Here is a 22,579-nt window from a genome sequence, read left to right as displayed (position 1 = left end):
AGAGGCAGATGAACGGCTTCGATGTCACGTTCCGGGACGATCAGGACTGGGTCGATTTCGGCAGGTCCTACGTCAACTCGGAAGCCTTCAAGGCGCTGTTCCGCGATGGGATGACGCTGGTCGAAGAGACGGCCGCCTATCTCGACGGCGAAGGCCGCGACGAATCGCGCCTCGTATCCCGCGACGCGACGCTCAGCTACGCGGCCGAGAGCATGCGCCTCACCACCGTGCTGATGCAGATCGCCTCGTGGCTCCTCGTGCAGCGCGCGGTCGCCGAAGGGGAGATGACCCCGGCCGAAGCCCTCCAGGAGAAGCACCGGGTCAAGCTCGGCACCACCGAGCCGCCGAAGCCGCAGGATTTCAATCTGCTGCCGATGCGCCTCCAGCATCTCATCATGCGGGCGCGCCGCCTCCACACCCGCATCCTTCACCTCGATTCGCTGATCGCCGAGGATCGGCCGACGCCGGTGCCGGTCGAGAGTCCGGTGGCGCAGCAGCAGGGCCTGCTGCGCATGGCGTTTCGGATGGCCGAGGGCTGATCGCCTCCGGCTTCAGCCCGCGAAACGGAAGGTGTTCCGGCCTTCCGCCTTCGCACGGTACAGGGCGCGGTCGGCGCTGTTGTAGAGGCTCAGCGGATCGTCGCCGCAGGCGGGCGCCAGGGCGATCCCGACGCTGAGGCCCACCGAGAGGGCATGCCCCTCATGCTCGATCGGCTGCTGCACGGCGCCGATCAGACGTTTGGCGAGGGCGGCCGCGCTCTCAGGCTGGTCGGCCTCGGTCTGGATGATCACGAACTCGTCGCCGCCGATCCGCGCCAGCGTGTCCTCCGTGCGGATGACGGACCGGAGGCGGCCGGCGACGATCCGGAGCAGCGCGTCGCCCACGAGGTGGCCATGGGTGTCGTTCACGGCCTTGAACCGGTCGAGGTCCAGGCAAAGCAGCGCGAAGGCCGCGCTATGCCGGCGGACACGGGCAAGCTCCGCGTCGAGACAAGCGTGGAACAGGATCCGATTGGCGAGCCCGGTTAGGGGATCGTGGGACGCCATGTGGGCGATCTTCGCCTCGGCCTCCTTGCGGGCGGTGATGTCCAGGCTGAGACCGACCACCTCGGTCGGCGCGCCGGCCGCGTCGGTCTCCACCTGCCCGAGGCCGGTGATCCAGCGCACGCCTCCCTCCGGCAGGAGGACGCGGAAATCCGTGACGAACTTGGTTTTGCCGGCAACCGCCGCCCGAAGGGCGGCCAAGGTGCGCTCGGCATCGTCGGGATGAACGCGCGGTCGCCAGTCGCGCTCGACATCGATCTCGATGGGCTCGTCGCCGAAGCCGTGGTGACGCGCCATCCGCTCCGACAGCTGGGCGCGTCCGGTCCGGACGCAGTATCGCCATGTCCCGGCATCGGCGGCCTGCAGAGCAAGATCGAGGAGCAGCGTCTTCTCGGCGAGCTGCTCGTTGGCAACGCGCAGCCCGGTCTCACGCTGAAGCTCGACGATGAGCCGCCGCTCGGAGTGAGCCAACGCCACGTTGGCGTCCGAGGAACGCTGCAACCTGAAAATGAGGATCAGGTTGATGCCCACGACGCCGCCATACAGGATCAGGGCGACGGCGGCCGACGATGCGCCCGTGGCCGGAAGATTCGACGGCAGCACGGCGTACCACGCGACCAGACCCGACAGGAGCGCGCAGACGACAGCCGGACGGGGACCGCAGAAATAAGCGGTGAGGATCACCGCGGGATAGAACGTGACGAACGGGAGGCCAGGCGGCAGCACCGCACGCACAGCCAGCGCGCAGAGAACCGCGGCAATCGCGATGGCGTATCCGTAGCCGGCCGCACTGAGATCCCGACGCCGGATCGAACGAGGGCGCGCCTCAGTCCCGCGGCTGGCTGGCTCGATCGACGGTGCCCCACTCATCGCCGCAGCCGTCCCCCGACGCAAAAGTTCCGCCCGCGACGGCAGTCGTACTGCCTTTGCTTAAGTCGCCTTTGACGTCCCTATGTTTTTCTCTTCAAAAAATCAATAATCCTCAAGTCCAACGTCAAAAACAACTTACGCGGGAAATTTCTGCACAATAAAGGCGACTTCAAGCTGAACGCGATGGCTCGCTCCGAGGCACGTCTGCGCCCGATGGATAGCGCACACGAAAACGGGCGGCCCCGAACCGAGGCCGCCCGCCTGAATGTGAGAGTCGCGTGAGGGACGTTCTCGGGGCTCAGCGCTTGCCGAGGTTGCCGAACCGCGAGTTGAAGCGCGAGACCCGGCCGCCGCGGTCGAGCATCTTCTGCTCGCCGCCCGTCCAGGCCGGATGGGTCAGCGGGTCGATGTCGAGATTGAGGGTATCGCCCTCTTTCCCGTAGGTCGAACGGGTCTGGTACTCTGTACCGTCCGTCATCACGACCTTGATGAAGTGGTAATCGGGGTGCTCAGTCCCCTTGGCCTTTGCGGCCGCGTCCTTCGCCATGACCTTGGTCCCTGTCTGGCACGCCGGCGGGAAGCGCAGGAGGCGCCGCCCGGCCCGGAATGCGGAAGATGTCACCGGTTGCACCGAACCATGGGTTCGTGGCAACGGCACGTCCAAGCCGACCGTGGTGGCGGCCCGCGGCCATTGAACACACGCAATCGGATGAGCGGCGGCGTATACCGCAGCCGCTCCCCGGTCACAAGCGCCGCGGACCGGGAGATCGATGACACGTGAGGCGTGATGGCCCGTAAGACCAAGGCAGCCGCGGATGGCCGCCCCAAAGCCCCGCTGAGCGCCCTCCGGCCGCTCCTCCCCTTCGCGCTGCGCTACCGGGTGCGGATCGCCGCCGGCCTGATCGCCCTCGTCTGCGCTTCGGCCTCGACCCTGGTCGTGCCGATCGCCATGCGCCGCGTCATCGATCACGGTTTCACCGCCGACGGCTCCGGGGTGATCGACGCCTACTTCCTCGCCCTGCTCGGCGTCGTCGCCGCCTTCGCCCTGTCGAGTGCCGCCCGGGTCTATACGGTGGTGACGCTGGGCGAACGGGTGGTCGCGGACCTCCGCAGCGCCGTCTTCGCCCGGCTGACGATGCTGGATCCTGCCTTTTTCGACCGGGCACAGTCGGGCGAGATCGTCTCCCGGCTCACCGCGGACGCGACGCAGATCAAATCGGCCTTCGGCGTCTCGGTCTCGATCCTGCTGCGCAACCTGTTCCTGTTCGTGGGCGCCACTGCCATGATGGTGATCACGAGCCCGTGGCTGTCCGTGATGGTCCTGGCCGCGATCCCCGTCATCGTCTTCCCGCTCATCGTCTCTGGCCGGGGCGTCCGTCGGCGCTCCAGGGCGGCCCAGGACCGGCTCGCCGATGCCTCAGCGTATGCCGCCGAGGCGGTCGGGGCGGTGCGGACCATGCAGGCCTTCGGACGGTCGGGGACGACGGCGGCCCGGTTCGCCGCGGCCTCCGAGGAGGCTTACGCCGCCGCTCGCGCCTCGATCCGGGCGCGGGCTCTCCTGACCGGCGTAGCGATCTTCCTGATCTCCGCCTCGGTGGTCGGCGTGATGTGGTACGGCGCTCAGGGCGTCCTCAATCACACGATGACCGGCGGCGAACTTTCGCAGTTCGTGCTCTACGCGGTCTTCGGGGCCGGCGCCCTCGGCCAGCTCTCCGAAGTCTACGGCGACCTCGCCATGTCGGCCGGAGCCGCCGAGCGCCTCACCGAGATCCTGGCCACGACGCCGGCGATCCGCGCGCCATCCCCGGCGCTGCCGTTGCCGGAACCCGCGCGCGGGTCCGTGGACTTCGAAGCCGTGCGCTTCGCCTATCCGACCCGACCCGGCCACGCCGCCCTCGACGGCCTGACCTTCGCGGCCGCCCCCGGCGAGCGCATCGCCATCGTCGGCCCCTCGGGGGCCGGCAAGTCGACGGTCTTCCAGCTGCTCCTGCGCTTCTACGATCCGCAGGGCGGCCGGATCCTGGTCGACGGCTCCGACATCGTCCAGGTCGACCCGGAACGCCTGCGGTCGCGCATCGCGCTGGTTCCGCAGGACCCGGTGGTTTTCTCCGGCACGGTGACGGAGAACATCCGCTACGGCCGCCCGGAGGCCGACGAGGCCGAGGTCCGGCGGGCGGCCGAACTCGCCAACGCCCACGGCTTCATCACGGCCCTGCCGCAGGGCTACGAGACCCAGGTGGGTGAGCGCGGCGTGACGCTCTCCGGCGGCCAACGGCAGCGCGTCGCCATCGCGCGGGCCATCCTCAAGGACGCGCCGATCCTGCTCCTCGACGAGGCGACCTCGGCTCTGGACGCCGAATCCGAGCGCGCCGTCCAGGCCGCCCTCGCCACCCTGATGCAGGGCCGCACCACCCTGGTCATCGCCCACAGGCTTGCCACGATCCGCGCCGCCGATCGCATCCTGGTCCTCGATGACGGCCGCATCGTCGAGACCGGAACCCATGAGAGCCTGCTGGGCCAGGGGGCGCTCTACGCCCAGCTCGCCAACCTGCAGTTCACCGACGCGCTGGACGAGACGGCGCGCGGCAAGGAGCCCCGCAGCCGGGGCGAGCGCCTCCCGGTCGCGGAGTAGCCGGGAGACGCTCCGGGACCACCCGGACCGCACGGCTGGATCGATCGACGGCGCTTCGGCCTCTCAGGCCTCGGTGCCCCGGCGTTGGCCCAGGCCGGTTTCCTGCGCCCGCTCGGTGGCGGCCTGGATCAGACCGACCTGCGCCACGATCGTATCCGTCGCCCGCGCCATCTGACCGGCGAGATCCCTGACCTCCGCGGCGGCCGCCGCGAAGCTCCGTCCCGCACCGCCGTCGCGGGCCGATTCGATCGCGGCCCGGAGAGCCATCAGGCTTGTCTGTCCGGCGATGGATGCCAGAAGCCCCGTGGCCTCGTCAGCAGCCGTCCCTCTCGGAGCCGAATCGGCCGTAATGGTCGCGCTCGTCCGCAGGCGACACAGTCCGTCCTCGAACACCTGCATGGCGGCGGCGATCGCCCTGTCTTCGGTGTGGAGCGGTTCAGCCGCCGGTGATGTCCCCGCACCGCCGCCGGTCGCAGCGCGCCGCGCGGGCGGCGCCCCTGTGCCGGCCGCATCCCGGGTATCGCCGGCACCGTGCGGTGCGGCGTTCATGGACACGTTGAGTTTCGACATCGACGACAGACTCCCCGGATCGCCCGCACCATGCAGCGACAGGGATAACGATACGTTAATTTGGCTTCGCTTCGATTATTCCCAATAAAAAATTCAGACTTCTCAAATATATATACCGTTGCATTCGACAAAAAATATCGTTCCTCTTCTCCAAGTCCGGCCAGATTAATCTTTCAATGCAACAGATACACTTGAAAAATTTCAGGCTCATCACCCCGGGGGCCGACAGCCCCGCCGCAATGGGGCGTCCCTACCGCTCGGTGAGCTTCATCTCGATCCGGCGGTTGCGCGCATAGGCCTCCTCGGTGGTGCCGGCATCGAGGGGCTGGAACTCGCCGAAGGCTCCGGCCAGGAGATGCTGCGGTGGGATGCCCTTGCCGGCGAGGTACTGCACCACCGCGATCGCGCGCGCGGCCGAGAGTGCCCAGTTCGACGGGAATTGCGACGTGCTAATCGGTCGGGCGTCGGTGTGCCCGTCGACCCGAAGAACCCAAGGCAGATCGGCCGGGATCTGCTTGGCGAGGTCGGCGACGGCCCCGGCGATGCGATCGAGTTCGGGACCCGCCTCGGGCTTCAGGATCGCGGAGCCGGCCGGGAACAGAACCTCCGATTGCAGCACGAAGCGGTCGCCGACCACGCGGATATCGGGTCGATTGCCGAGGATCTGGCGCAGGCGGCCGAAGAAATCGGACCGGTAGCGCGCCAGCTCCTGGACCTTCTGGGCCAGGGCGACGTTCAGGCGGCTTCCGAGTTCGGCGATCCGGACCTGGGATTCCCGATCGCGGCTCTCGGACGCCGCGAGGGCCTCCTCCAGGGCGGCGAGCTGACGGCGCATGGCGCTGATCTGCTCGTTCAGCAGGTCGATCTGGGACTGCGCCCGTCGGCTCGCACCGCGCTCGGCCTCCAATTGCTTGTCGAGCGTGCCCGCCGCGCCCTGGCTGACCGTGGCGGCCTCGGCCTGGGTCCTCGCTTGGTCGCGCTCGCTCTCGACGCCGGCGAGCGTGGTGCGCAGGGAGCGCACCTCCTCCTCCTGATTGCGCCGGTTGGTGCGTTCCAGGGCGAGTAGATCGGTGAGGTCGGAGATCTGGCGGTTGAGCTTGGCCAGGGTCTCGTCCCGGCCGGTCAGCTCCTGCGACAGGAAGAACTGCCCGACCACGAACACGGTGAGGAGGAACACCACCGACAGAAGCAGCGTCGCCAGCGCGTCGACATAGCCTGGCCAGACATTGAGCGTGCGGCGGGTGCGCGTCGCGGTCGAGGCCACTACACCCGCTCCCGGCCGAGCCGGTCGAGCACCTGCTTCAGCTCGCGCTCCCGGCTCGCCTGCGCCTCCACCCAGTCGCGGATCATCTGCTGCTCGGCGCGCATGTGCTGGACGAGGCCCTGGATGCCCTCGGCAAGGTTGGTCATGGCCTGGGTCGCCGCGCGGCTGCCGCCGCCCTCGGCCACCAGGGCGGTCAGGCGGTCGACGGCGTCCTTCAGCTCCTGCGTTCCGGCCGCAGGCCGCGCCGTCCCCACGGCGGGCGCCACCTCGGTGGCGGTCGCGCCGGACATCAGCCAGTCCTGCAATTCGTTGTGGAAACGCGCATGGGCCTGCCCGGCCTGCAGCTCCAGGAAGCCGGTGATCAGCGAGGAGGCGAGGCCGAACAGGGAGGCCGAGAACGCGAGCCCGATCCCGGAGAGCGGCACCGCGAGGCCGGATTTCAGCTCGTCGAACATCACGCCGGCATCGCCGCCGCCGCGCATGCCCTTGATCACGCCGCCGACGGCGGACAGCGTGTCGATGAGGCCCCAGAAGGTGCCGAGGAGGCCCAGGAGGATCAGGATGCCGGCGATGTAGCGCAGGATCTCGCGGCCCTCGTCGAGGCGCACCGCGATCGTGTCCAGATAGCCGGTCGTGCCCGCCAGGGTGGTTCCGTCCGCCCGGGCCGCGATCATCGGCACCATGGGCGCGAGCAGGGCCGGCGGCCGCTTGACCGGCGTGCCGCCGGCGACCGCGTTGATGTAGGCGGTCTCGCGGAACAGCCGGACGACCTGCCCGAAGGCGATCAGGACCGCGATCAGCAGCACCCCGAGGATGAGGCCGTTAAGTCCGGGATTGGCCAGGAAGGCCGGGGTGATCTGCCTGAACAGGATGAAGGCCAGGAAGCCCACCAGGATCAGGAAGATGAGCATGCGCCCGAGATAAATCCCGGGTTGTGCCACCGGCCCATTTTTGTCGTCGCCGGTTTCTCGGGCGGCCATCGGTCGCTCTAGCATGATCTCATCGCGCGGCAGCCGGTACGCGGCGCCCGTCGGGGTCACTGTGGGGGCAGGCCCTCACGCGATCAAGTCTCGCGAAGGTCACCCGAGACCTATGCCCACCCGCATCGAGACCGGCTCCGCACAAAAGGCTTAGCCGCGCAGGGCCGACTTACGCCGAACCGGCATCGACTTGGCCGAACCGGCCCCTAATCCCAGAAGTGCGGGACACTCTCTTCGAGATTTGGCCCGAGGCGGAGGGCCGCGACCCGCGTGGCGAGCCCGCGCCCATCCGTTTCCACGGCGATGCCGGACAGGGTGCCTTCGCCGACGGCGACTTCCCAGCGCGAGCCCGGCGTCTTCTGAAGCATCCGGCGGATCGGCTCGTCCTTCTGCATGCCGATCACCGAATCGTAATCGCCGCACATGCCGGCATCCGACATGTAGGCCGTGCCGCCGGGCAGGATCCGGTGGTCCGCGGTGGGGGTGTGGGTGTGCGTCCCGACGACGAGGCTCGCGCGGCCGTCGAGGTAGTGGCCGAAGGCCTGCTTCTCGCTCGTCGCCTCGGCGTGGACGTCGACGATGACGGCGTCGGCCGCCGCCCCCAGGGGGCATGCGGTGAGTTCGCGCTCCACCGCCGTGAACGGATCGTCCATCGGGTCGAGGAAGACGCGGCCCATCACGTTGACCACCAGGACGCGGGCGCCCCCCTGAGTCTCGACGACCGTCGCGCCGCGACCGGGTGTTCCCGGGGGATAGTTCGCCGGGCGCACCAGCCGCGGTTGCCGGGCGATGAACACCAGGGCCTCGCGCTGGTCGAAGCTGTGGTTGCCGAGGGTCACGGCATCGGCCCCGGCCTGAATCAGTTCGTCGCAGATCGTCTCGGAGATGCCGAAACCGCCGGCCGCGTTCTCACCGTTGACGACCACGCAGTCGAGCCGCCAGCGCTCCCGCAGGCGGGGCAGACGCTCGCACACCACGGTGCGGCCCGAACGCCCGACGACGTCGCCGAGAAAAAGCAGCCGCATCGGTCAGGCGGTCCCGTCGCAGCGGATCAAACCGGCCTCGGTGATCACGAACTGGAGGGCACGGTCATGCGGCTCCGCCGGGACGCGTTCGACTTCCTGGGCGGCGAAGCCGATGCCGACGGTCAGGACCGGGCGGGTCCCGGACAGGCGCGTGATCGCGCCGTCATAGTACCCGCGGCCGTAGCCGATGCGCTGTCCGGAGCGGTCGAAGGCGGCGAGCGGCACGATCAGGGCGTCGGGTTCGACGGGCGGCAGAGACGGATCCGGCTCGCTGAGGCCGAACCGGCCGGCCACCAGCGCATCCCCGGCGCGCCAGGGGCGAAACACCAAGCCCTCCGGCGTGACGTGGGGCAGCGCCACGGCCTGACCGCGGGCGCGCAGGCCCTCGGCGGCGGGACGCGAATCGACCTCGCTGCGGATCGGCCAGAAGGCCCCGATCAGGCGTGCCTGGGCGAGTTGGGGCAGTGCGAGAAGGGTGCGCGCGATCGCCGCCGAAGCCGCGGCCCGGGCCTCGGGATCGAGGGCATCGCGGGCGGCGAGCGCCGCACGCCGCAGCTCGGCCTTGCGGGCCATGCCCTGCGCTTCGGAGCCGGTGCTGGGAGAAGACGAGTGCGGAGCCACGTGAGCCGTTGGAGGATCGATCCCGGGAAACCTACAGCGTAGGTGGGCGCCGTGTTGGCCAAGTCCAGGGACGAGGCCAGGGACAGCTCCCGAGGGAGTCGATAAGGCCCCGGGGATAGTGCTCCTGACGAACTCTGCAGCCCCGCCGCCATCATGTAGCGGTCCGGCCGCGATCCCGCCAGGGCCATGCGCACCAAAAACGCGAATCGCCGCGTCAGCCCCGTCTGCGCGCCGTCTCGATCACGGCCGCCCTGGCGCGGACCAGGGCGAGGATCTCGGTCCGGCTTTCCTCATCGGCAATCGATTGCCACAGGCTGATCAGCTCGCTGAGCTCGGCGAGCGGGCGTGGCGCCGGCGCGCCGAAGAAGGCCGCGACCGGGACACCGGTTGCGGCCGCGATCCCTTTCAGACGGGCCGGGACGGCACCTTGCCCGTCGATCCGATCTTTGAGGTCGATCGCTTCCATGACTACAGCTTCCACCCGAAACACAGGCTGTCCGGCGAACAATTATTAGAGCTTAGAAACGCGAATTCAATTTATCCAATCGGAGAATAACGCATATCGGCCTTGTTATCCACGCCGATGGCATCGCGCAGGGACGGGTTCCAGGATCGGCGACGCCGTCGCCCGTGCGCGGCCCGCGCCGCCTCCCCGGGCCGATGGCGATGCGAGGCCGAGACTGCTGCGGCCACTGCGCGCATCCGCTCTCCCGGCGGATCGTTTACCACGCGCCCAGTCCGCCAGGATGCCGTGGCGCGGATCGCGGTCTCGATGGATTGTCAGCAGGCTGCGCGAGTGTTGCACGTGAGGCTTGCCCGCGAGTCTTGCCCGCGAGTCTTGCGCGCGAGTCTTGCGCGCGAGTTTTGCAGTAGAGAAGGCACCCGCGAGGGACCGACCTGAATCGAGACGTTGGTGACCGATCGTGGCACAGATCGACCATAACATCGCTGTCGCAACCTGGCTCGCCCCGGTGCCGCCGGCGCATCCTGAGCGCCCCGGCCCGAACCGGCCGGACACGACGGCCGAGCTGGGCGACCTGTGGCGCATCCTGTGGCGGCGCAAGGGACTGGTCTTCGGAACGGCGCTCCTGCTGGGTCTCGCGGTTCTGGCTTACGCCCTGGTCACGCCGTCTCTCTACACGGCGTCAGCGCAGCTTCTGATCGATCCACGCGACCGACAGGTCATCTCGAACGACGTCAATCCCGGGGCGCTCTCGCCGGACGGCGGCATCGCGCAGGTCGAGAGCCAGGTGAAGGTGATCGAGTCGGATGCGGTCCTGGGTCGCGCGGTCGCACAGGCCGGGCTCGAAACCGTACCGGGCTTCGGCGTGCCGCGGGAGAGCCGCATCGCGCAGACCCTCGCCGCCCTGCGAAGCCTCGTGACCGGGCCGAAGCCCGAGCGGCACGACGACGCCCGCGGCCGCGCCCTCGACCAGCTGCGCCGCAGGCTCGCGGTCAAGCGGGCCGACAAGGTCTTCGTGATCGATCTCGTCGTCACCACGGAGGACCCAGATCTCTCGGCGCGGATCGTGAATGCCATCGCGAACGCCTATCTGGCCGACCAGACAGAAGCCCGCTCCGACGCCGCCAAGCGTGCCGCAGGCGACCTGCGGGGCCGCCTCGACGAGCTGCGCAAGGCCGTCAACACCGCCGACAAGAAGCTCGAGGACTACAAGGCCCGTAACGGCCTGATCGCCGCGAGCGGCCGGCTCGTGAACGAGCAGCAGTTGACGGACCTCAACGCGCGGCTCGTGGCGGCGCGGGCGCGGACCGCGGAGGCCAAGGCGCGCCTGCAGGGGATCAAGGATGCGCGGGGCCAGGCGATCGGATCCGGGGCCATGCCGGAGGCGGTCCAGTCCTCGGCGATCGACCGCCTGCGCGGCCAGTACGCCGAACTCGCCGCCAAGGAGGCCGACCTGCGCACCAATCTCGGCGAACGCCACCCGTTCATCGCCGCCGTGCGCACGCAGATGCAGGACGTCCGCCGCCTGATCGACGCCGAGCTGAACCGGATCGCGGGCGCCGCCGAGACCGAGTTCCAGCGTGCCCAATCCAACGAGCGGACCCTCGCGGCGGAGCTGGAGCGCCTCCAGCGGCAATCGGCAGTGAACGCCCAGTCGTCCGTGCAGCAGCGCGAGCTGGAACGGGAGGTCGAGGCGGCCCGCTCCGTCTACAACGCCTTCCTGGTCCGCGCCCGGGAGATGAAGGAGCAGACCAGCATCGACAGCTCGAACGCACGGATCATCACCACGGCGCGGCCACCGCAGGATCCGAGCTGGCCGCCGCGGCTGATCCTGGTCGCCGCCGCCCTGGTGGGCGGCCTCGGCCTCGGTGCCGGCCTCGCGCTGACCCGGGAATACCTCGCGCCGACCGTGCTGTCGTCCCGCCAGCTGGAGCGGCTGTCGAACGCCCCGGTGGTCGCGGTGCTGCCCGGCCTGCGTGCGCGGGGTCCGAGCGCGGCGGCGGCGAGCTTCACCCTCGACCACCTTGCCGCGACCTCCGGCAGCCGCGGCCGCTCCCTGGCGCTGCTCGTGACCTCGGGCGAGTCGGACGAGGCGGAGCGCCGGGCGGTGATCGCGCTCCTCGCCGCGGTGGCGGTCGGGCGCGGCGATCGGGTCCTGCGCGTCGACGCGGACCTGCGCGCCGACGGCTCCGGCACCGGCGGCCTGCTCGACGTGCTGCGCGGCGAGCAGAGCCTCAACGCGGTGACCCAGACCGACCCGGCCTCCGGCGTCCGTCGGATCGGGCTCGGCGACACCCAGAAGCCCATGCGCGACGCCCTGACACCGGCCAACATCGAGCGCTTCATCGCCGGCGTGAAGGGACGGTTCGAGCTCGTGATCGTGGATGGCGGCGTCCTGACCGAGAACCTCCGGCTCGGCCCCCTGGCGGCCGCGGCCGATGGGCTGCTGCTGGTCGCCTGCAACGGCGCCACGCGCCAGCGCGACCTGATCGACCTCGTCGACACCTCGGAGGCCCTCGGCCGGCCGATCTCCGGCTCCCTGCTCCTGACGCGGCGGCGCGCGTGAGGAGCCCGGGGCAGACCGCCTTCGCGCGACGCCCCGATCGGGCGACGCGGACGGGTCCGGTCCTGCGCGCGCTCCTGGCGGCGGAGGYGATGGCGCTGCCCGTCTGGGCGCTGCTCCTCGTCGGGGTCTCGGGCGGCCTCCTGTGGGCGCTGGGCCTCAACTACGAAGGGATCACGGGCTCGGCAGCCTCCAAGATCCACCCGGCGACCTATCTGGCGGTGATCCTGCTCGGGTGGACGCTGCTGCGGGCGGGCAATCCCGTGATCCCGGTGGCGGGGGCGCTGAATCGACGCCCGGCCAGCGTGTTGCTGGCCGCCTGCGGCGTCCTGCTCCTCGTGCTCATCGCCGCCCGGGGCGGTGCCGGGCTCGCCGGCTCGATCGACACCTTCGTCCTGGCCGGGCTCGTGCCGATCCTCCTCATGGACCGGGACGCCGCGACGCTCGGGCGGCTCGAGACCGTGTTCCACCTCGTGATGGTCGCCAACGCCCTGCTCGGCCTGTTCGAACTCGCGAGCGGCCAGCGCTTCTTCCCGTACCGGTTCGACGGCATGGCGTTCGAGTCCGACACCCGCTCGGCGGCGCTCCAGGGGCACCCGCTCGCCAACGCCACCATGACGGCGTGCTACATTCTCGCCCTCGCCACGGGCGGCAGCCGCCTGGGGCCGATGGCGCGCGCCGGGACGATCGCCCTGCAGCTCGTCGCCCTGGTCACGTTCGGCGGCCGTTCGGCCACCGTCACGACGCTGGTCCTCGGGGGCGGCGTCGGTCTCGTGGCCCTGAACCGCACCCTGCGCACCGGCCGCGTACCGCTCGCGGCGGCGGCCTGCGCCTGCTTCGCCCTGACCCTGGTGCCGGCGCTGATCGCCGTCCTGGCTGGCGCAGGCTTCTTCGACACGCTGCTGGACCGATTCGTCTCGGACGGCGGCAGCGCCCAAGCCCGGGTCGACATGCTCGCAGTGTTTGACGCGATCCCGTTCCGGCAGCTCCTGCTCGCCCCCGACATCCTGCAGGTGAACACGCTGCGCCGGATCTACGGCCTGGAATGGGGCATCGAGAATTCGATCATCTCTGCCGTGCTCTACCACGGCATCCTGGTGACCGCTGTCCTGGTGATCGCCGTGACCCTCTTCCTCGCGGAGGTCGCACGCGGCTGTCGGCGCGGCGTCTGGCTGCCGATTCTGGCCTTCGCGATCCTCGTGAACACCTTCGAGGGCCTGGCCGGCAAGACCACGCTGCTCGCCAAGTTCGCCCTGATGCTCGTCCTCCTGTTCCCGCCCCTCCCTGGGCGCCGCTGAGCGTATCCGGGGCCGTTCCGGATCGACGCGCGGGGTCCCGGCGGAGCCGCGATCCCTGCGACGGACGAGCCCGCGCTAGGACCGAGACCGCAGGCCGAGCGCCGCGACCATGGCCGGATCGATCTGATGCGCGTCGTCCATGAGACCGAGACCGTCGAACAGGTTCCAGAACGACCACGCGAACCGGTTCGCCTCGGCCGCCAGCCGCACGTCCCGGATGTAGGCGGCCCGGTTGGGCGGGCGGGACGCCGTGAAGCGGGCATCGGTGCGCAGGGCGCCGAACTCGCCCATCAGGACCTGCCCCGGCGGGATCGCGTAGAGGTCCGCCCAGGTCGCCACCGGCGCCATCGCGTCGGCGATGTAGGCGGGGCCGGGCGCGGCCTCGAAATATTCCCGCAGCTTCCCTTCGATGACGGCGCGGTCGCTCCCCTTCTGGGCCTGCGGGATCGTGCGGTCGGCGTCCATGCGGGCCTGCACCGCGGCGAGCGTTTCCCGGAGGCTGCCCCGCGATGCGGGCCAGGGGACCGCGTTGAGCCACCGGTAGAACGGTTCCTCGGTGAGCCAGGTCGCGCCCTGGTGGGAGAACAGGTACGGCTCGTAGAAATGGAAGGTGTAGAGCAGGGGCGCGAACCGTGCGAGCGCGGCCGGATCGAGGGCCGTCAGGCCGGCAACGAGGCTTCCGCAGGCGCCCGTCGCCACCAGCGTCAGCGCCGGTGCGGCCGCCCGCGCGGCCGTTAAGAGTCCCTCTTGGACCCGGCGCCACGCGAGGGCACCGCAGCCCTGCGGGGGCTCGTTCACCGGCTCCAGGGCCACGCGGTCCGTGCCCTTCCGGGCGCAGAGGCGCGCGAGGTCGCCGACCAGAAGGCGATAGACCGGGAACAGCGGAGCCGTGTCGGAGCCGTAGAACGCGTCCGGCGTGTAGTGGTGGGTCGCGGCGTTCGCCTGGACGTTGACGAGGACCCGCAGCCCGGCCCCGAGCGCCGCATCGATCGCGGCCGACAGGTCGCCGAGGAGTTCGGCGCGCCGGGCGCCCGTGAACGCCACGAACGGCCCCGGATCGAGCGGCAGCCGAACGAAGTCCAGGCCGAGATCGGCGAGCCGGCGCAGGTCCGCGGCGGTGGGCACGGGTCGGTCGGCCTGGAAGGGCGGCCATGCGTAGTCGGTGCGCGGGGCCGGGAACTCGGTGGTGAGCGAAAACCACGGCCAGAGGGCGATGCCCCGGCGCAGGGCGAGCGGTGCGGGCGCGGCGCGAGCGGGGCACGTTGCGGCGCCGGCCACGGCGAGCGTCCCGGCCAGCACGGCCCGCCGGCTCGCCTCTACCATGCCGGACCAGCCGTGGCGCCGGCGGGAGCGTCGGCCCGGGTCGCCGGCATCGGCGGGTAGCCGCCAACCTGCCGCAGCGCCTGCTCGTAGGCGGCCAGGACGTCGTCCCAGCGGAACCGCTCGGCGCGCCGCCGCGCCGCCGCGCGGGCTCCGGCGACCGCGGCCTCGTCGGCGAGCACCTGCTCGATCGCCGCGGCGCAGCCGTCCGGATCCGAGAAATAGAACTGCCCGTCGCCGGCTGTGCCGCGGTTGAACGGGTTGTCGTGCGCGATGACGGCGTTGCCGGCCCACAGCGCCTCGACCAGCGACGGATTGGTGCCACCCACCGTGTGGCCGTGCAGGTAGGCGCGCGCGTGAAACCGCAGGGCTTGCACCTGCTCGGGCTCGTAGATGGCCCCGGGGAACAGCACTTCGGGCGAGGCGGCCGCCTCGACGGCGCGGTGATACGGATTGCCGACCTTCAGCGTGCCGAGCACCACCAGCCGCACGCCTCTGTGCCGGCGCGAGAACGCCTCGACGAGGGTCAGGATGTTGTTGTCCGGCTCGATGCGGGCGATCGAGACGAGATAGCGGTCGGGGACGAGACCCAGCGGCGGCGGTCCGAGTTCCGCGGGCGGGGGATCGCCGCCATAGGGGATCGTCGTGATGGCGCTGCGCGGGCGCCGCCGGGCGAGGTGGTCGGCGATGGCCGGATGGTCGGCGACGAGCCGCTGCGAGGACCCCGCGGCGATCCACTCGCTCGCGTAGAAGAACGCCCGGACGGGCCATGACCATTTCGGACGGCGCCACTCGATCCCGTCCATGTTGGTCAGGATCCGGCCTCCGCGGGCTCGCAGATAGGGCAGGAACGCCGCGCCGTTGTAGCCGAGCACGAGGCAAACGCCGCCGCGGGTCGCGGCATCGCGGACGCAGACGGCGTCGAAGGCGAGGGTCGCGAGGGGACCCCGCAGGCCGACCTCCACGGTGATCAGGTCGATGCCGTTCCAGCGGCGGCGCGACACCCGCTCGCGCACCGTCTCGACCTCGCGCTGGCAGTAGACCCCGACGCGCCATCCGCGGCCGGTCAAGTGAAGCGCGAGACGTTCGGCGAAAGTCTCGAAGCCGCCATGGGCGGCCGGGATCCCGCGCGTGCCAAGAATAAGTAGTTCCGGTGCGCGGTCAGGCATGGAGCTTCCTTTCCGACTTGAAGCCCCTATTGTAAAGTCCAAGCATACGAGCCCAGCCGCCGGCAATTACAACCGCTGGTTGTTGTTTTAAGTAAGTAATCATCTTATGGTACATGGTCCGATACTTGGGACGTCGCGCGTCGCCGATGGCGGGCGAGACCTCGGGGGCGCGCCGCCGGTCATCGCCGAGGGCGGGCGGCAGTTGCGCATCACCTGCGTCCACCAGGGGTTCGAACTTTACGGCTCCGACCGGTGCTTCATCGAGACCGTCCGCACCATCCGGGCGGTCCATCCGACGGCGCGGATCGACGTGGTCCTGCCGCAGGACGGTCCCATCGTGGCCGCGCTGCGTCCCTTCGCCAGCGCCATCGTCATCACGCCGCTCTGGATCCTGAGGCGGAAAAATCTCTGGCGCCTCGCGACCCTGGGCCTGTTGACCCTGCCCGTCGCGGTGCTCCGTGCGCTGCGCCGCATCCGCGCGAGCGACCTGGTCTACATCAACACCACCGTTGTGGCCGACCACCTGCTGGCCGCGCGGCTGGCGCCGGGTCGAAGCATCGTCCACGTCCACGAGATTCCGGAAGGCGCCGTCCTGACGGTGCTCCGCGGGCTGATCCGCTGGAGCGGCGCCAACGTCGTGTTCAACTCGCGCGCCACGGAGCAGGCCTATGCCCTGCCCGAGGGGACGACCGCCCGGGTCGTCTATAACGGCATCGCCGGACCGGCCGGACCGAACCCGGGGGGCTACGACGGGTCTCGCCCGCTCCGGGTGCTGATGCTCGGGCGGATCAGCCGGATCAAGGGACAGGACGTTCTGGTGGAAGCGATGGCCTCCCTGCCGGAGCCTGTGCGCCGGCGGATCGCCCTGCGCATCGTCGGCAGCGCCTTCGAGGACGATGCCCGGGAGCAGGCCCTGCGGGAGCGGATCGGCGAAGCCGGTCTCGCCGATCAGGTGAGTCTCGAGCCCTTCGTGGCCGATCCGGCACCGCTCTATCGCTGGGCGGATGTGGTGACGATGCCGTCGCAGCGCCCGGAATCCCTCGGTCGCGTGGCGATCGAGGCCATGTCTTACGGGGTGCCGCCCCTCGTCACGGCGATCGGCGGCCTGCCTGAGGTGGTGGAATCCGGCAAGACCGGCTGGATCGTTCCCCCGGGTGGCCCGGAGCCGATCGCGGCGGTCCTGGCGGGTCTGGTCGCGGATCCGGCGGGCTGGCGCGGCTTCGGTCGGGCGGCGCGGATGCGCTACGAGACCCAGTTCTCGGAGGCCTCGGCGGCGGAGGGCATCGACGCCATGGTGCGCACGACGCTGCGTCGCCCGCGGGCGACCGACCCGACGCGCGGGGCGGAGATCCCGGCGCGTCCGGCCGCATAGCGACGAACGGCGCGGGACCGGGCTCGGCCGCGGTCATCATCGGCCGCGGCGAAGTGCAGCGGCACAGGTCCAGGCGACACCCCGCGACCGCTCGGGCCTGCCGATGCGTCGGCCGCCCGCGTCACCGCCGGTGCCCGCTTCGACCGTCGGCGTTGTGCGTCCCGCCGACGGATCAGCGGGCCGGCCTCGGCAGGCCACCTTGTGGACGATCCGGTTAGCCAGGATGCAATGCGGCCGCCCTTGGCCGATGAGGCAGGCAGCGCGGATTACCCTGCCCGGTCAGGACGAGGAACGACATGGCGGCCAAACTCGCAGTCCAGGAGACTGCGGATGTCCTGGACTGGGACCGACGGATCTGGGCTTGCCCGGGTGCTAACATCTACTGCAGCAGTCCCTGGGGTACCTACAAGGCCCGGCGCGGCCTGGAGGTGCGGCGCGCGGTCGTCACGGGGGACGGTGAGGACCTCGCCTTCGTCCAGTGGCAGACCCGCCGCAAGGGACCGGCCCGGTTCGTCCACGTCCAAGGCGGACCGCTGCTGACCGATGCCGGAACACGGCGTGCGGAGGCGGTGTTCGCCGCATTCATCGACCATCTGGCCCTCGGCCGCTTCGACGTCTTGGCCGTCGACTATGAGCAGTTCGAGAGCCGGGACGCGACGCTGGCGCTGCTGATGCACGGCTTCACGCCGATGATCGGGGCGCCTGACCACACCCTCGAACTCGACCTGACCCAGGACCTCGACGCCATCCAGGCGGCGATGGAGCAGCGCTGGCGCAAGGCCCTGCGCAAGGCCGAGCGCAACACCGACGTGACCACGCATTTCCTGACGGACCGGGCCGAACGGCTGGCGGCCTTCGACGATTTCACCGCGATGTTCGCGGCCCTGCGCGAGCGCAAAGGCTTCGCCACCACGCTGCAGCCGCAAGCCTATCGGGACATCGCGGCCGAGGACGAGCATCTCCTGTTCCTCGACATTCGCGAGAAGGGACAGCGCATCCTCGTGCGGATCGCGCACCTGTCGGACACCCGCTGCACCGATTTCTACACAGCCTCCAACGAGCGCGCCCGCGCCACCGGCGCCGCGACCCTCGCGGTCTGGCGCTTCGTCGAGCGGGCCAAGGCGGAGGGCTGCCGGACCTTCGATTTCGGCGGCATCGACCCGGCGTCGAACCGCCCCGTCTTCGACTTCAAACGCGGGCTGTGCAGCCACGTCGTCCAGCACAATCCCCTCTGGATCTACAGCCGGTCGCCCGCGGTCCGGAAGCTGGCACCGCTGCTGCTCGCGCTCCGCTGAGGGCGGCGTCCGGTGCGCGGGACGAGCGCGCGACCGGGTTCCGTCACAGGGCACCGATCACGGGCGCCGGCCGTGAACGCCGCGCGAGCCCCTGGAAGGCCGAGACCGACCAGACCAGCGTGGCCACCTCCGAGGCGAGGAGGCCGATGAGCGCAGTGGCGGGGGGCAGCAACAGGAGCGCGGGCACCATCACGGCCATGCCCAGCACCGCACTCGCCACAGCGCCCGCGGTGATGGTCCGGAACGCCGCCGAGGCCTCGAGATAGGCCCGCGGGATCGCGTAGAGGAGCGAGACGGTCACCACCGCCCACACGCCGAGCCCGATCCAGCCCATCGGCTGGTCGGCGAACCGCCCCTTGAACAGGATGTCCTCGATCAGCGGCAAGGCGGCCGCCATCAGAACCCCGTAGACGAGACAGCCGCAGCCGAGCAGGGTTCCGTTGCGGATGACGAGACGGCGGGCGGCTTCGCGCTGACCGGCCGCGAGCAGGCGGCTGATCTCCGGCAGGACCATGTTCAGCAGCGCGCTCGCCGGTATCCGCAGCGGGGCGTAGAGCACGATGGTGGCGGCGATCGGCGCGTAGGCGGCGGGTCCGGCCAGGAGCGCCAGCAACAGGGTCAGGCCCTGGCCCTGCACGGTCAGACTGGTGACGCCGGCGAGCGACCAGGCCAGGGTGCGCCAGATCGCCCGGTAGCGCGCCCGCGACCGCGCATGGAGGGAAAATCGAACCCGCTCTCGAAGCGCCGCATAGGCCACCGCGATCGCCACCGCATGCGCGAGGGCGATGGCCGCGAAGGCCCGATCCAGGAGGGCCGTCCCCTGCCCGTTCAACCACCGCGCGACGAGCAGGCCGCCGCAGACCGCGTAGACCATGTCGCTGAGGCCGGCGATCCGGGGGCGGCCGCGGGCGAGGAGCATGATCCGCAGATAGCTGCGGAAGGCGTAGAGGCCGACGAAGGCCCCGGCCACAAGCGCGCCGAAGCCGATCACCGGGGCCAGGGCCACGCCGACGCCGGCCGCCATGACACCCGAGACCAGAACCGCGCCCGAGCCGAACATCACGTCGTAGCCGCGGGCCGCCGGTCGCCCCAGGCTCCGGGCGACGTGGATCGTCGCTGGGACCGTCACGAGCGCGCGGATGTAGGTGATGCCGACCGCTCCGACCGCGAAGACGATGGCGAACAATCCGTAATCGTGCGCGTCGAGTTCGCGCACCAGCAGGATGTTGAGGAGGAAGTGGAACAGGCTCTGGATCAGCTCGCCCGACAGGATCACGGCGAAGCGACCTGAAAGGGCGGCGCGCATCAGATCGGGCAGCCGGAAGCGGACGGCGCCCGGGACCCGGGGCGTCTCACCGGGACGCGGCATCGTGCTTGGCATGCTGGGGCGGATGATCTCCGGGCGAACGCGCGACCGGCGCGTCGGCTCCCCCATGTAGTCCCGACAATCGGCGCAGCATCCGCATTCCTCCGGTCCGAGCCATATTTTGGAGGTGCGTCTCCGCTCCGTCTCAGGCGAGTCCCGGGAGTGCGGTGCGCAGTGCGGCAATGCAGCGCGCGAGGTCGTCCTCGTGCGCCCAGACATGGGGACTGATGCGCAGAGCACCCGAGCGTTCGCTGACGAAGATCTTGTCCCGGCGCAGACGATCGGCGAGGCCGGCCGGAAGTCCCGCGGGGGGCCGCAACCCGAGGATGTGCGGTGCGCGCAGGCAAGGCGGCGCCGGCGTCAGTCCGAGGGCGGCGCCCCCCTCCGCCAAACGGTCGGTCAGCCCGCGCAGCCGGGCCTTGACCGCCGCAACGCCCCATTCCTCGATCTGCTCCAGCCCGGTCGCCGCCATGCGCAGCGCCACCGGGTCGTTGACTTCGCCCCGGTCGTAGCGGCGCGCGCCCGCGGCGGGAGGCCGGTTTCCGATATTGTCCTCGACCGGCACACCGAGCTGACGGTGCGGGGYGGCGTACAGGAAGGCGAGACCGTAGGGTCCGAGCGCCCATTTGTAGGTCGGGAAGGCCAGAAAGTCGGGGCGCCATCGGGCGACGCTGACCGGAACGGCGCCGACAGCCTGGGTGGCGTCGATCACCAGGGCCGCGCCCGCGGCGTGGACCGCCGGCGCCAGACGATCGAGGTCGATCAGGCCGCCATCGGTCCAGTGCAGCGGCGTGAGGGTGGCGAGGGCGAGCGGCGCCGCACCCGGCCGCGTGATCGCGGCCGCGACGGCGGCGGTCCAGTCTCCGTCCGGCGGACGCGGGACCTCCTCCACAATGAGGCCGGTGCGCTCGGCGAGCCGGTCGAACGCGAAGCGGAGGGACGGGAACTCGTCGGCGACGCGCAGCAGGCGGCCCCCCGGCCTCGGGGCGAGGTTGAGGGCGGCCACCGCCATGGCGTGGCTGACCGCGCCGACGATCGCGACATCGTCCGCGTCAGCCTCGATCAGCCGGGCGGCCGCGCCGCGCGCCCGCTCGGCCCAGACCGGGATCGCCTCCCGGGGATGGTCCCAGGGGCGGCTCTTGGTCAGGATGCCGGCCTCGCCCGCAGCGCGCACGGCCCGCGGCAGCGGCGCCCACGCGGCGGCATCGAGGTAGCAGACATCGTCGGGCACCTCGAAGAGATGACGCTGGCACGGGAGGGCTGCGGTGGATTCGGTAAGCGCCATGGCGGGCGGGAGCCTAGAGGATCGCGCGCACCGCGGCCACGGCGTGGGCTTGATCGCGCGGCGCCGATGCCGCAAGCCGACGCGTCCCAGCCCGCGAGGCCGCCCGTGCCGACCCGCCCGCACCCGTCCCACCCAGCAACGCCATGGGTCGCCTGAACGCCGACTGCTTCGACGCCGCGCCCGCGCCCATGCGGGTCGCCGATGCGGTCGCGCTGATCCGGGAGCGCCTCCCGGTCCTGTCCGGGATCGAGACCGTTCCGCTCGCGGGCGCGGAGGGCCGGGTCCTCGCGGAGGACCTGATCGCGCCCCTCGACCTGCCCCCCTTCGACAACGCTGCGGTGGATGGCTACGCCGTGCGGGCCGCCGACCTCGCCCGAGCGGGCGAGACGCGCCTGCCCCTCGCGGGCCGTGTCCCGGCCGGCCACCCGGCCTCCGATCCTGCGCCCAGTGTCGCGGTGCGGATCTTCACCGGGGCGTCCATGCCGCCGGGAACCGACACGGTCGCGATGCAGGAGGACGTGCGGGTCGAGGGCGGCACCGTGGTCCTTCCCGAGGGTCTCATGCCGGGCTCGCACCGGCGGCGGGCCGGCGAGGACGTCGCCCGCGGCAGCGTGGTGATCCGCGCCGGAACCCGCCTCGGACCGCGGCATTTGGCGCTCGCCGCCGCGTCGGGCGTGCCCGCGCTGCGCCTGCGGAGGCCCCTGACGGTGGCGCTGTTCTCCACCGGCGACGAGCTGACGCCACCCGGCGAACCCCTGCCGCCCGCCGGGATCCACGACGCCAACCGGCCGATGCTCGCCGCGCTCCTGAGGCGGTTCGGCGCGGAGCCGGTCGATCTCGGCATCCTGCGCGACGAACCCGCACCTCTGCGGGCGCGCATCGCGGAGGCCGCCGCGGACCATGACCTGATCCTCACCTCGGGGGGCGTTTCGGTCGGCGAGGAAGATCACGTCCGCGCCGCCGTAGAGGCCGCCGGGGCGCTGACCTTCTGGCGCCTGGCGATCAAACCCGGCCGTCCGGTGGCGCTCGGGACCGTGGCCGGCACGCCCTTCGTCGGGCTGCCGGGTAATCCGGCCGCCGCCTACGTGACCGCCGTCGCCGTGGTCCGCCCCCTCATCCTGCACCTCTCGGGTGCGCGGGACACGGCGCCCGCCGTCACGGTCCGCAGCGGCTTCGACCAGCAGAAGCGGCCCGGCCGACGCGAATACCTGCGCGTCTGCCTGCGCCCGGGACCGGACGGCCTCCCGGAGGCGGTCCCGGCGCCCGGCGGCGCCCTGTCGGGCCTCGCGGCCAGCGACGGGCTGGTGGAACTCGCCGAAGACCTGCGTATGGTCCGAGTTGGCGACGCGCTGCCGTACCGGCCGCACGGGGATCCGGGCGCGGCGCTCGGCTGAGCTGTTGTTCCTGCACGCGAGCCTGTAGAGCCTCGGGACACGCTGCCAC

At 70.9% G+C, this 22,579-nt stretch carries 19 protein-coding genes and 1 other RNA gene; 7 read left to right on the top strand and 13 right to left on the bottom strand.

Features of this window, described 5'->3' with window-relative positions:
- Nucleotides 1-8: 8 nt before the first annotated feature.
- Nucleotides 9-539: a protease adaptor protein RcdA gene (gene rcdA, locus AC1DXK_RS01870; protein WP_457104779.1), complete on the top strand. Its 531-nt coding sequence runs from the start codon at nucleotides 9-11 to the stop codon at nucleotides 537-539.
- A gap of 12 nt (nucleotides 540-551) precedes the next feature.
- Here the strand turns inward: rcdA and AC1DXK_RS01865 are convergent, their stop codons facing one another.
- A complete protein-coding gene (locus AC1DXK_RS01865; RefSeq protein WP_457104778.1) occupies nucleotides 552-1,913 on the bottom strand; it encodes a diguanylate cyclase domain-containing protein in 1,362 nt (453 codons plus the stop codon).
- A 298-nt stretch (nucleotides 1,914-2,211) separates the two neighbouring features.
- Nucleotides 2,212-2,460 (bottom strand): 50S ribosomal protein L31, encoded by a 249-nt coding sequence (gene rpmE, locus AC1DXK_RS01860; RefSeq protein WP_012322259.1) that lies wholly within the window; start codon nucleotides 2,458-2,460, stop codon nucleotides 2,212-2,214.
- Nucleotides 2,461-2,700: 240 nt separating this feature from the next.
- Between rpmE and AC1DXK_RS01855 the strand changes: the two genes are divergently transcribed.
- On the top strand, nucleotides 2,701-4,545 hold the full coding sequence (locus AC1DXK_RS01855; protein ID WP_457104777.1) for an ABC transporter transmembrane domain-containing protein: 1,845 nt from the start codon (nucleotides 2,701-2,703) through the stop codon (nucleotides 4,543-4,545).
- Nucleotides 4,546-4,608: 63 nt separating this feature from the next.
- Here the strand turns inward: AC1DXK_RS01855 and AC1DXK_RS01850 are convergent, their stop codons facing one another.
- From AC1DXK_RS01850 to AC1DXK_RS01820, 7 genes are all read right to left on the bottom strand, one after another.
- On the bottom strand, nucleotides 4,609-5,115 hold the full coding sequence (locus AC1DXK_RS01850) for a methyl-accepting chemotaxis protein (protein WP_457104776.1): 507 nt from the start codon (nucleotides 5,113-5,115) through the stop codon (nucleotides 4,609-4,611).
- A 250-nt stretch (nucleotides 5,116-5,365) separates the two neighbouring features.
- A complete protein-coding gene (locus AC1DXK_RS01845) occupies nucleotides 5,366-6,379 on the bottom strand; it encodes a peptidoglycan -binding protein (protein ID WP_457104775.1) in 1,014 nt (337 codons plus the stop codon).
- The gene (locus AC1DXK_RS01840; protein WP_457104774.1) at nucleotides 6,379-7,359 is read right to left on the bottom strand and encodes a flagellar motor protein MotA; all 981 of its coding nucleotides are present in this window, start codon (nucleotides 7,357-7,359) and stop codon (nucleotides 6,379-6,381) included. The genes AC1DXK_RS01845 and AC1DXK_RS01840 overlap by 1 nt, the downstream gene beginning before the upstream one ends.
- A gap of 206 nt (nucleotides 7,360-7,565) precedes the next feature.
- Nucleotides 7,566-8,384 carry a TIGR00282 family metallophosphoesterase gene (locus AC1DXK_RS01835; protein WP_457104773.1) on the bottom strand — a complete coding sequence of 273 codons (819 nt, stop codon included), beginning with the start codon at nucleotides 8,382-8,384 and terminating at the stop codon, nucleotides 7,566-7,568.
- 3 nt (nucleotides 8,385-8,387) lie between these two features.
- Nucleotides 8,388-9,005, bottom strand: a complete 618-nt coding sequence (locus AC1DXK_RS01830) for a 5-formyltetrahydrofolate cyclo-ligase (protein WP_457104772.1) — start codon at nucleotides 9,003-9,005, stop codon at nucleotides 8,388-8,390.
- Nucleotides 8,995-9,151: non-coding RNA, 6S RNA (gene ssrS, locus AC1DXK_RS01825), on the bottom strand. The genes AC1DXK_RS01830 and ssrS overlap by 11 nt, the downstream gene beginning before the upstream one ends.
- A gap of 68 nt (nucleotides 9,152-9,219) precedes the next feature.
- On the bottom strand, nucleotides 9,220-9,471 hold the full coding sequence (locus AC1DXK_RS01820; RefSeq protein ID WP_457104771.1) for a hypothetical protein: 252 nt from the start codon (nucleotides 9,469-9,471) through the stop codon (nucleotides 9,220-9,222).
- A gap of 457 nt (nucleotides 9,472-9,928) precedes the next feature.
- Between AC1DXK_RS01820 and AC1DXK_RS01815 the strand changes: the two genes are divergently transcribed.
- Entirely contained in the window at nucleotides 9,929-12,034 is a 2,106-nt protein-coding gene (locus tag AC1DXK_RS01815) for a GumC family protein (protein WP_457104770.1), read from the top strand.
- A complete protein-coding gene (locus tag AC1DXK_RS01810; protein WP_477296625.1) occupies nucleotides 12,031-13,329 on the top strand; it encodes a VpsF family polysaccharide biosynthesis protein in 1,299 nt (432 codons plus the stop codon). The genes AC1DXK_RS01815 and AC1DXK_RS01810 overlap by 4 nt, the downstream gene beginning before the upstream one ends.
- Before the next feature lie 75 nt (nucleotides 13,330-13,404).
- Here the strand turns inward: AC1DXK_RS01810 and AC1DXK_RS01805 are convergent, their stop codons facing one another.
- Together AC1DXK_RS01805 and AC1DXK_RS01800 are read right to left on the bottom strand one after the other, a co-directional pair.
- On the bottom strand, nucleotides 13,405-14,652 hold the full coding sequence (locus AC1DXK_RS01805) for a glycoside hydrolase family 5 protein (protein WP_457104768.1): 1,248 nt from the start codon (nucleotides 14,650-14,652) through the stop codon (nucleotides 13,405-13,407).
- Entirely contained in the window at nucleotides 14,646-15,818 is a 1,173-nt protein-coding gene (locus AC1DXK_RS01800; protein WP_457104767.1) for a DUF1972 domain-containing protein, read from the bottom strand. The genes AC1DXK_RS01805 and AC1DXK_RS01800 overlap by 7 nt, the downstream gene beginning before the upstream one ends.
- Nucleotides 15,819-15,924: 106 nt before the next feature.
- On the opposite strand from AC1DXK_RS01800, the gene AC1DXK_RS01795 reads away from it, so the two are divergent.
- Together AC1DXK_RS01795 and AC1DXK_RS01790 are read left to right on the top strand one after the other, a co-directional pair.
- On the top strand, nucleotides 15,925-17,190 hold the full coding sequence (locus tag AC1DXK_RS01795; protein ID WP_457104766.1) for a glycosyltransferase family 4 protein: 1,266 nt from the start codon (nucleotides 15,925-15,927) through the stop codon (nucleotides 17,188-17,190).
- A gap of 296 nt (nucleotides 17,191-17,486) precedes the next feature.
- Nucleotides 17,487-18,485 (top strand): lipid II:glycine glycyltransferase FemX, encoded by a 999-nt coding sequence (locus AC1DXK_RS01790; protein ID WP_457104765.1) that lies wholly within the window; start codon nucleotides 17,487-17,489, stop codon nucleotides 18,483-18,485.
- A gap of 43 nt (nucleotides 18,486-18,528) precedes the next feature.
- On the opposite strand, the gene AC1DXK_RS01785 is transcribed toward AC1DXK_RS01790, so the two are convergent.
- Together AC1DXK_RS01785 and AC1DXK_RS01780 are read right to left on the bottom strand one after the other, a co-directional pair.
- A complete protein-coding gene (locus AC1DXK_RS01785) occupies nucleotides 18,529-19,866 on the bottom strand; it encodes a hypothetical protein (protein WP_457104764.1) in 1,338 nt (445 codons plus the stop codon).
- A gap of 130 nt (nucleotides 19,867-19,996) precedes the next feature.
- The gene (locus tag AC1DXK_RS01780; RefSeq protein WP_477296621.1) at nucleotides 19,997-21,136 is read right to left on the bottom strand and encodes an aminotransferase class V-fold PLP-dependent enzyme; all 1,140 of its coding nucleotides are present in this window, start codon (nucleotides 21,134-21,136) and stop codon (nucleotides 19,997-19,999) included.
- 143 nt (nucleotides 21,137-21,279) lie between these two features.
- On the opposite strand from AC1DXK_RS01780, the gene AC1DXK_RS01775 reads away from it, so the two are divergent.
- On the top strand, nucleotides 21,280-22,530 hold the full coding sequence (locus tag AC1DXK_RS01775; RefSeq protein WP_457104762.1) for a molybdopterin molybdotransferase MoeA: 1,251 nt from the start codon (nucleotides 21,280-21,282) through the stop codon (nucleotides 22,528-22,530).
- The last annotated feature ends 49 nt before the right edge of the window (nucleotides 22,531-22,579 follow it).

It is taken from the genome of Methylobacterium sp. P3_A11 (genome assembly GCF_056403155.1).
The sequence above is the reverse complement of the archived record's forward strand: the minus strand, read 5'-3'. Positions and strand labels throughout refer to the sequence as shown.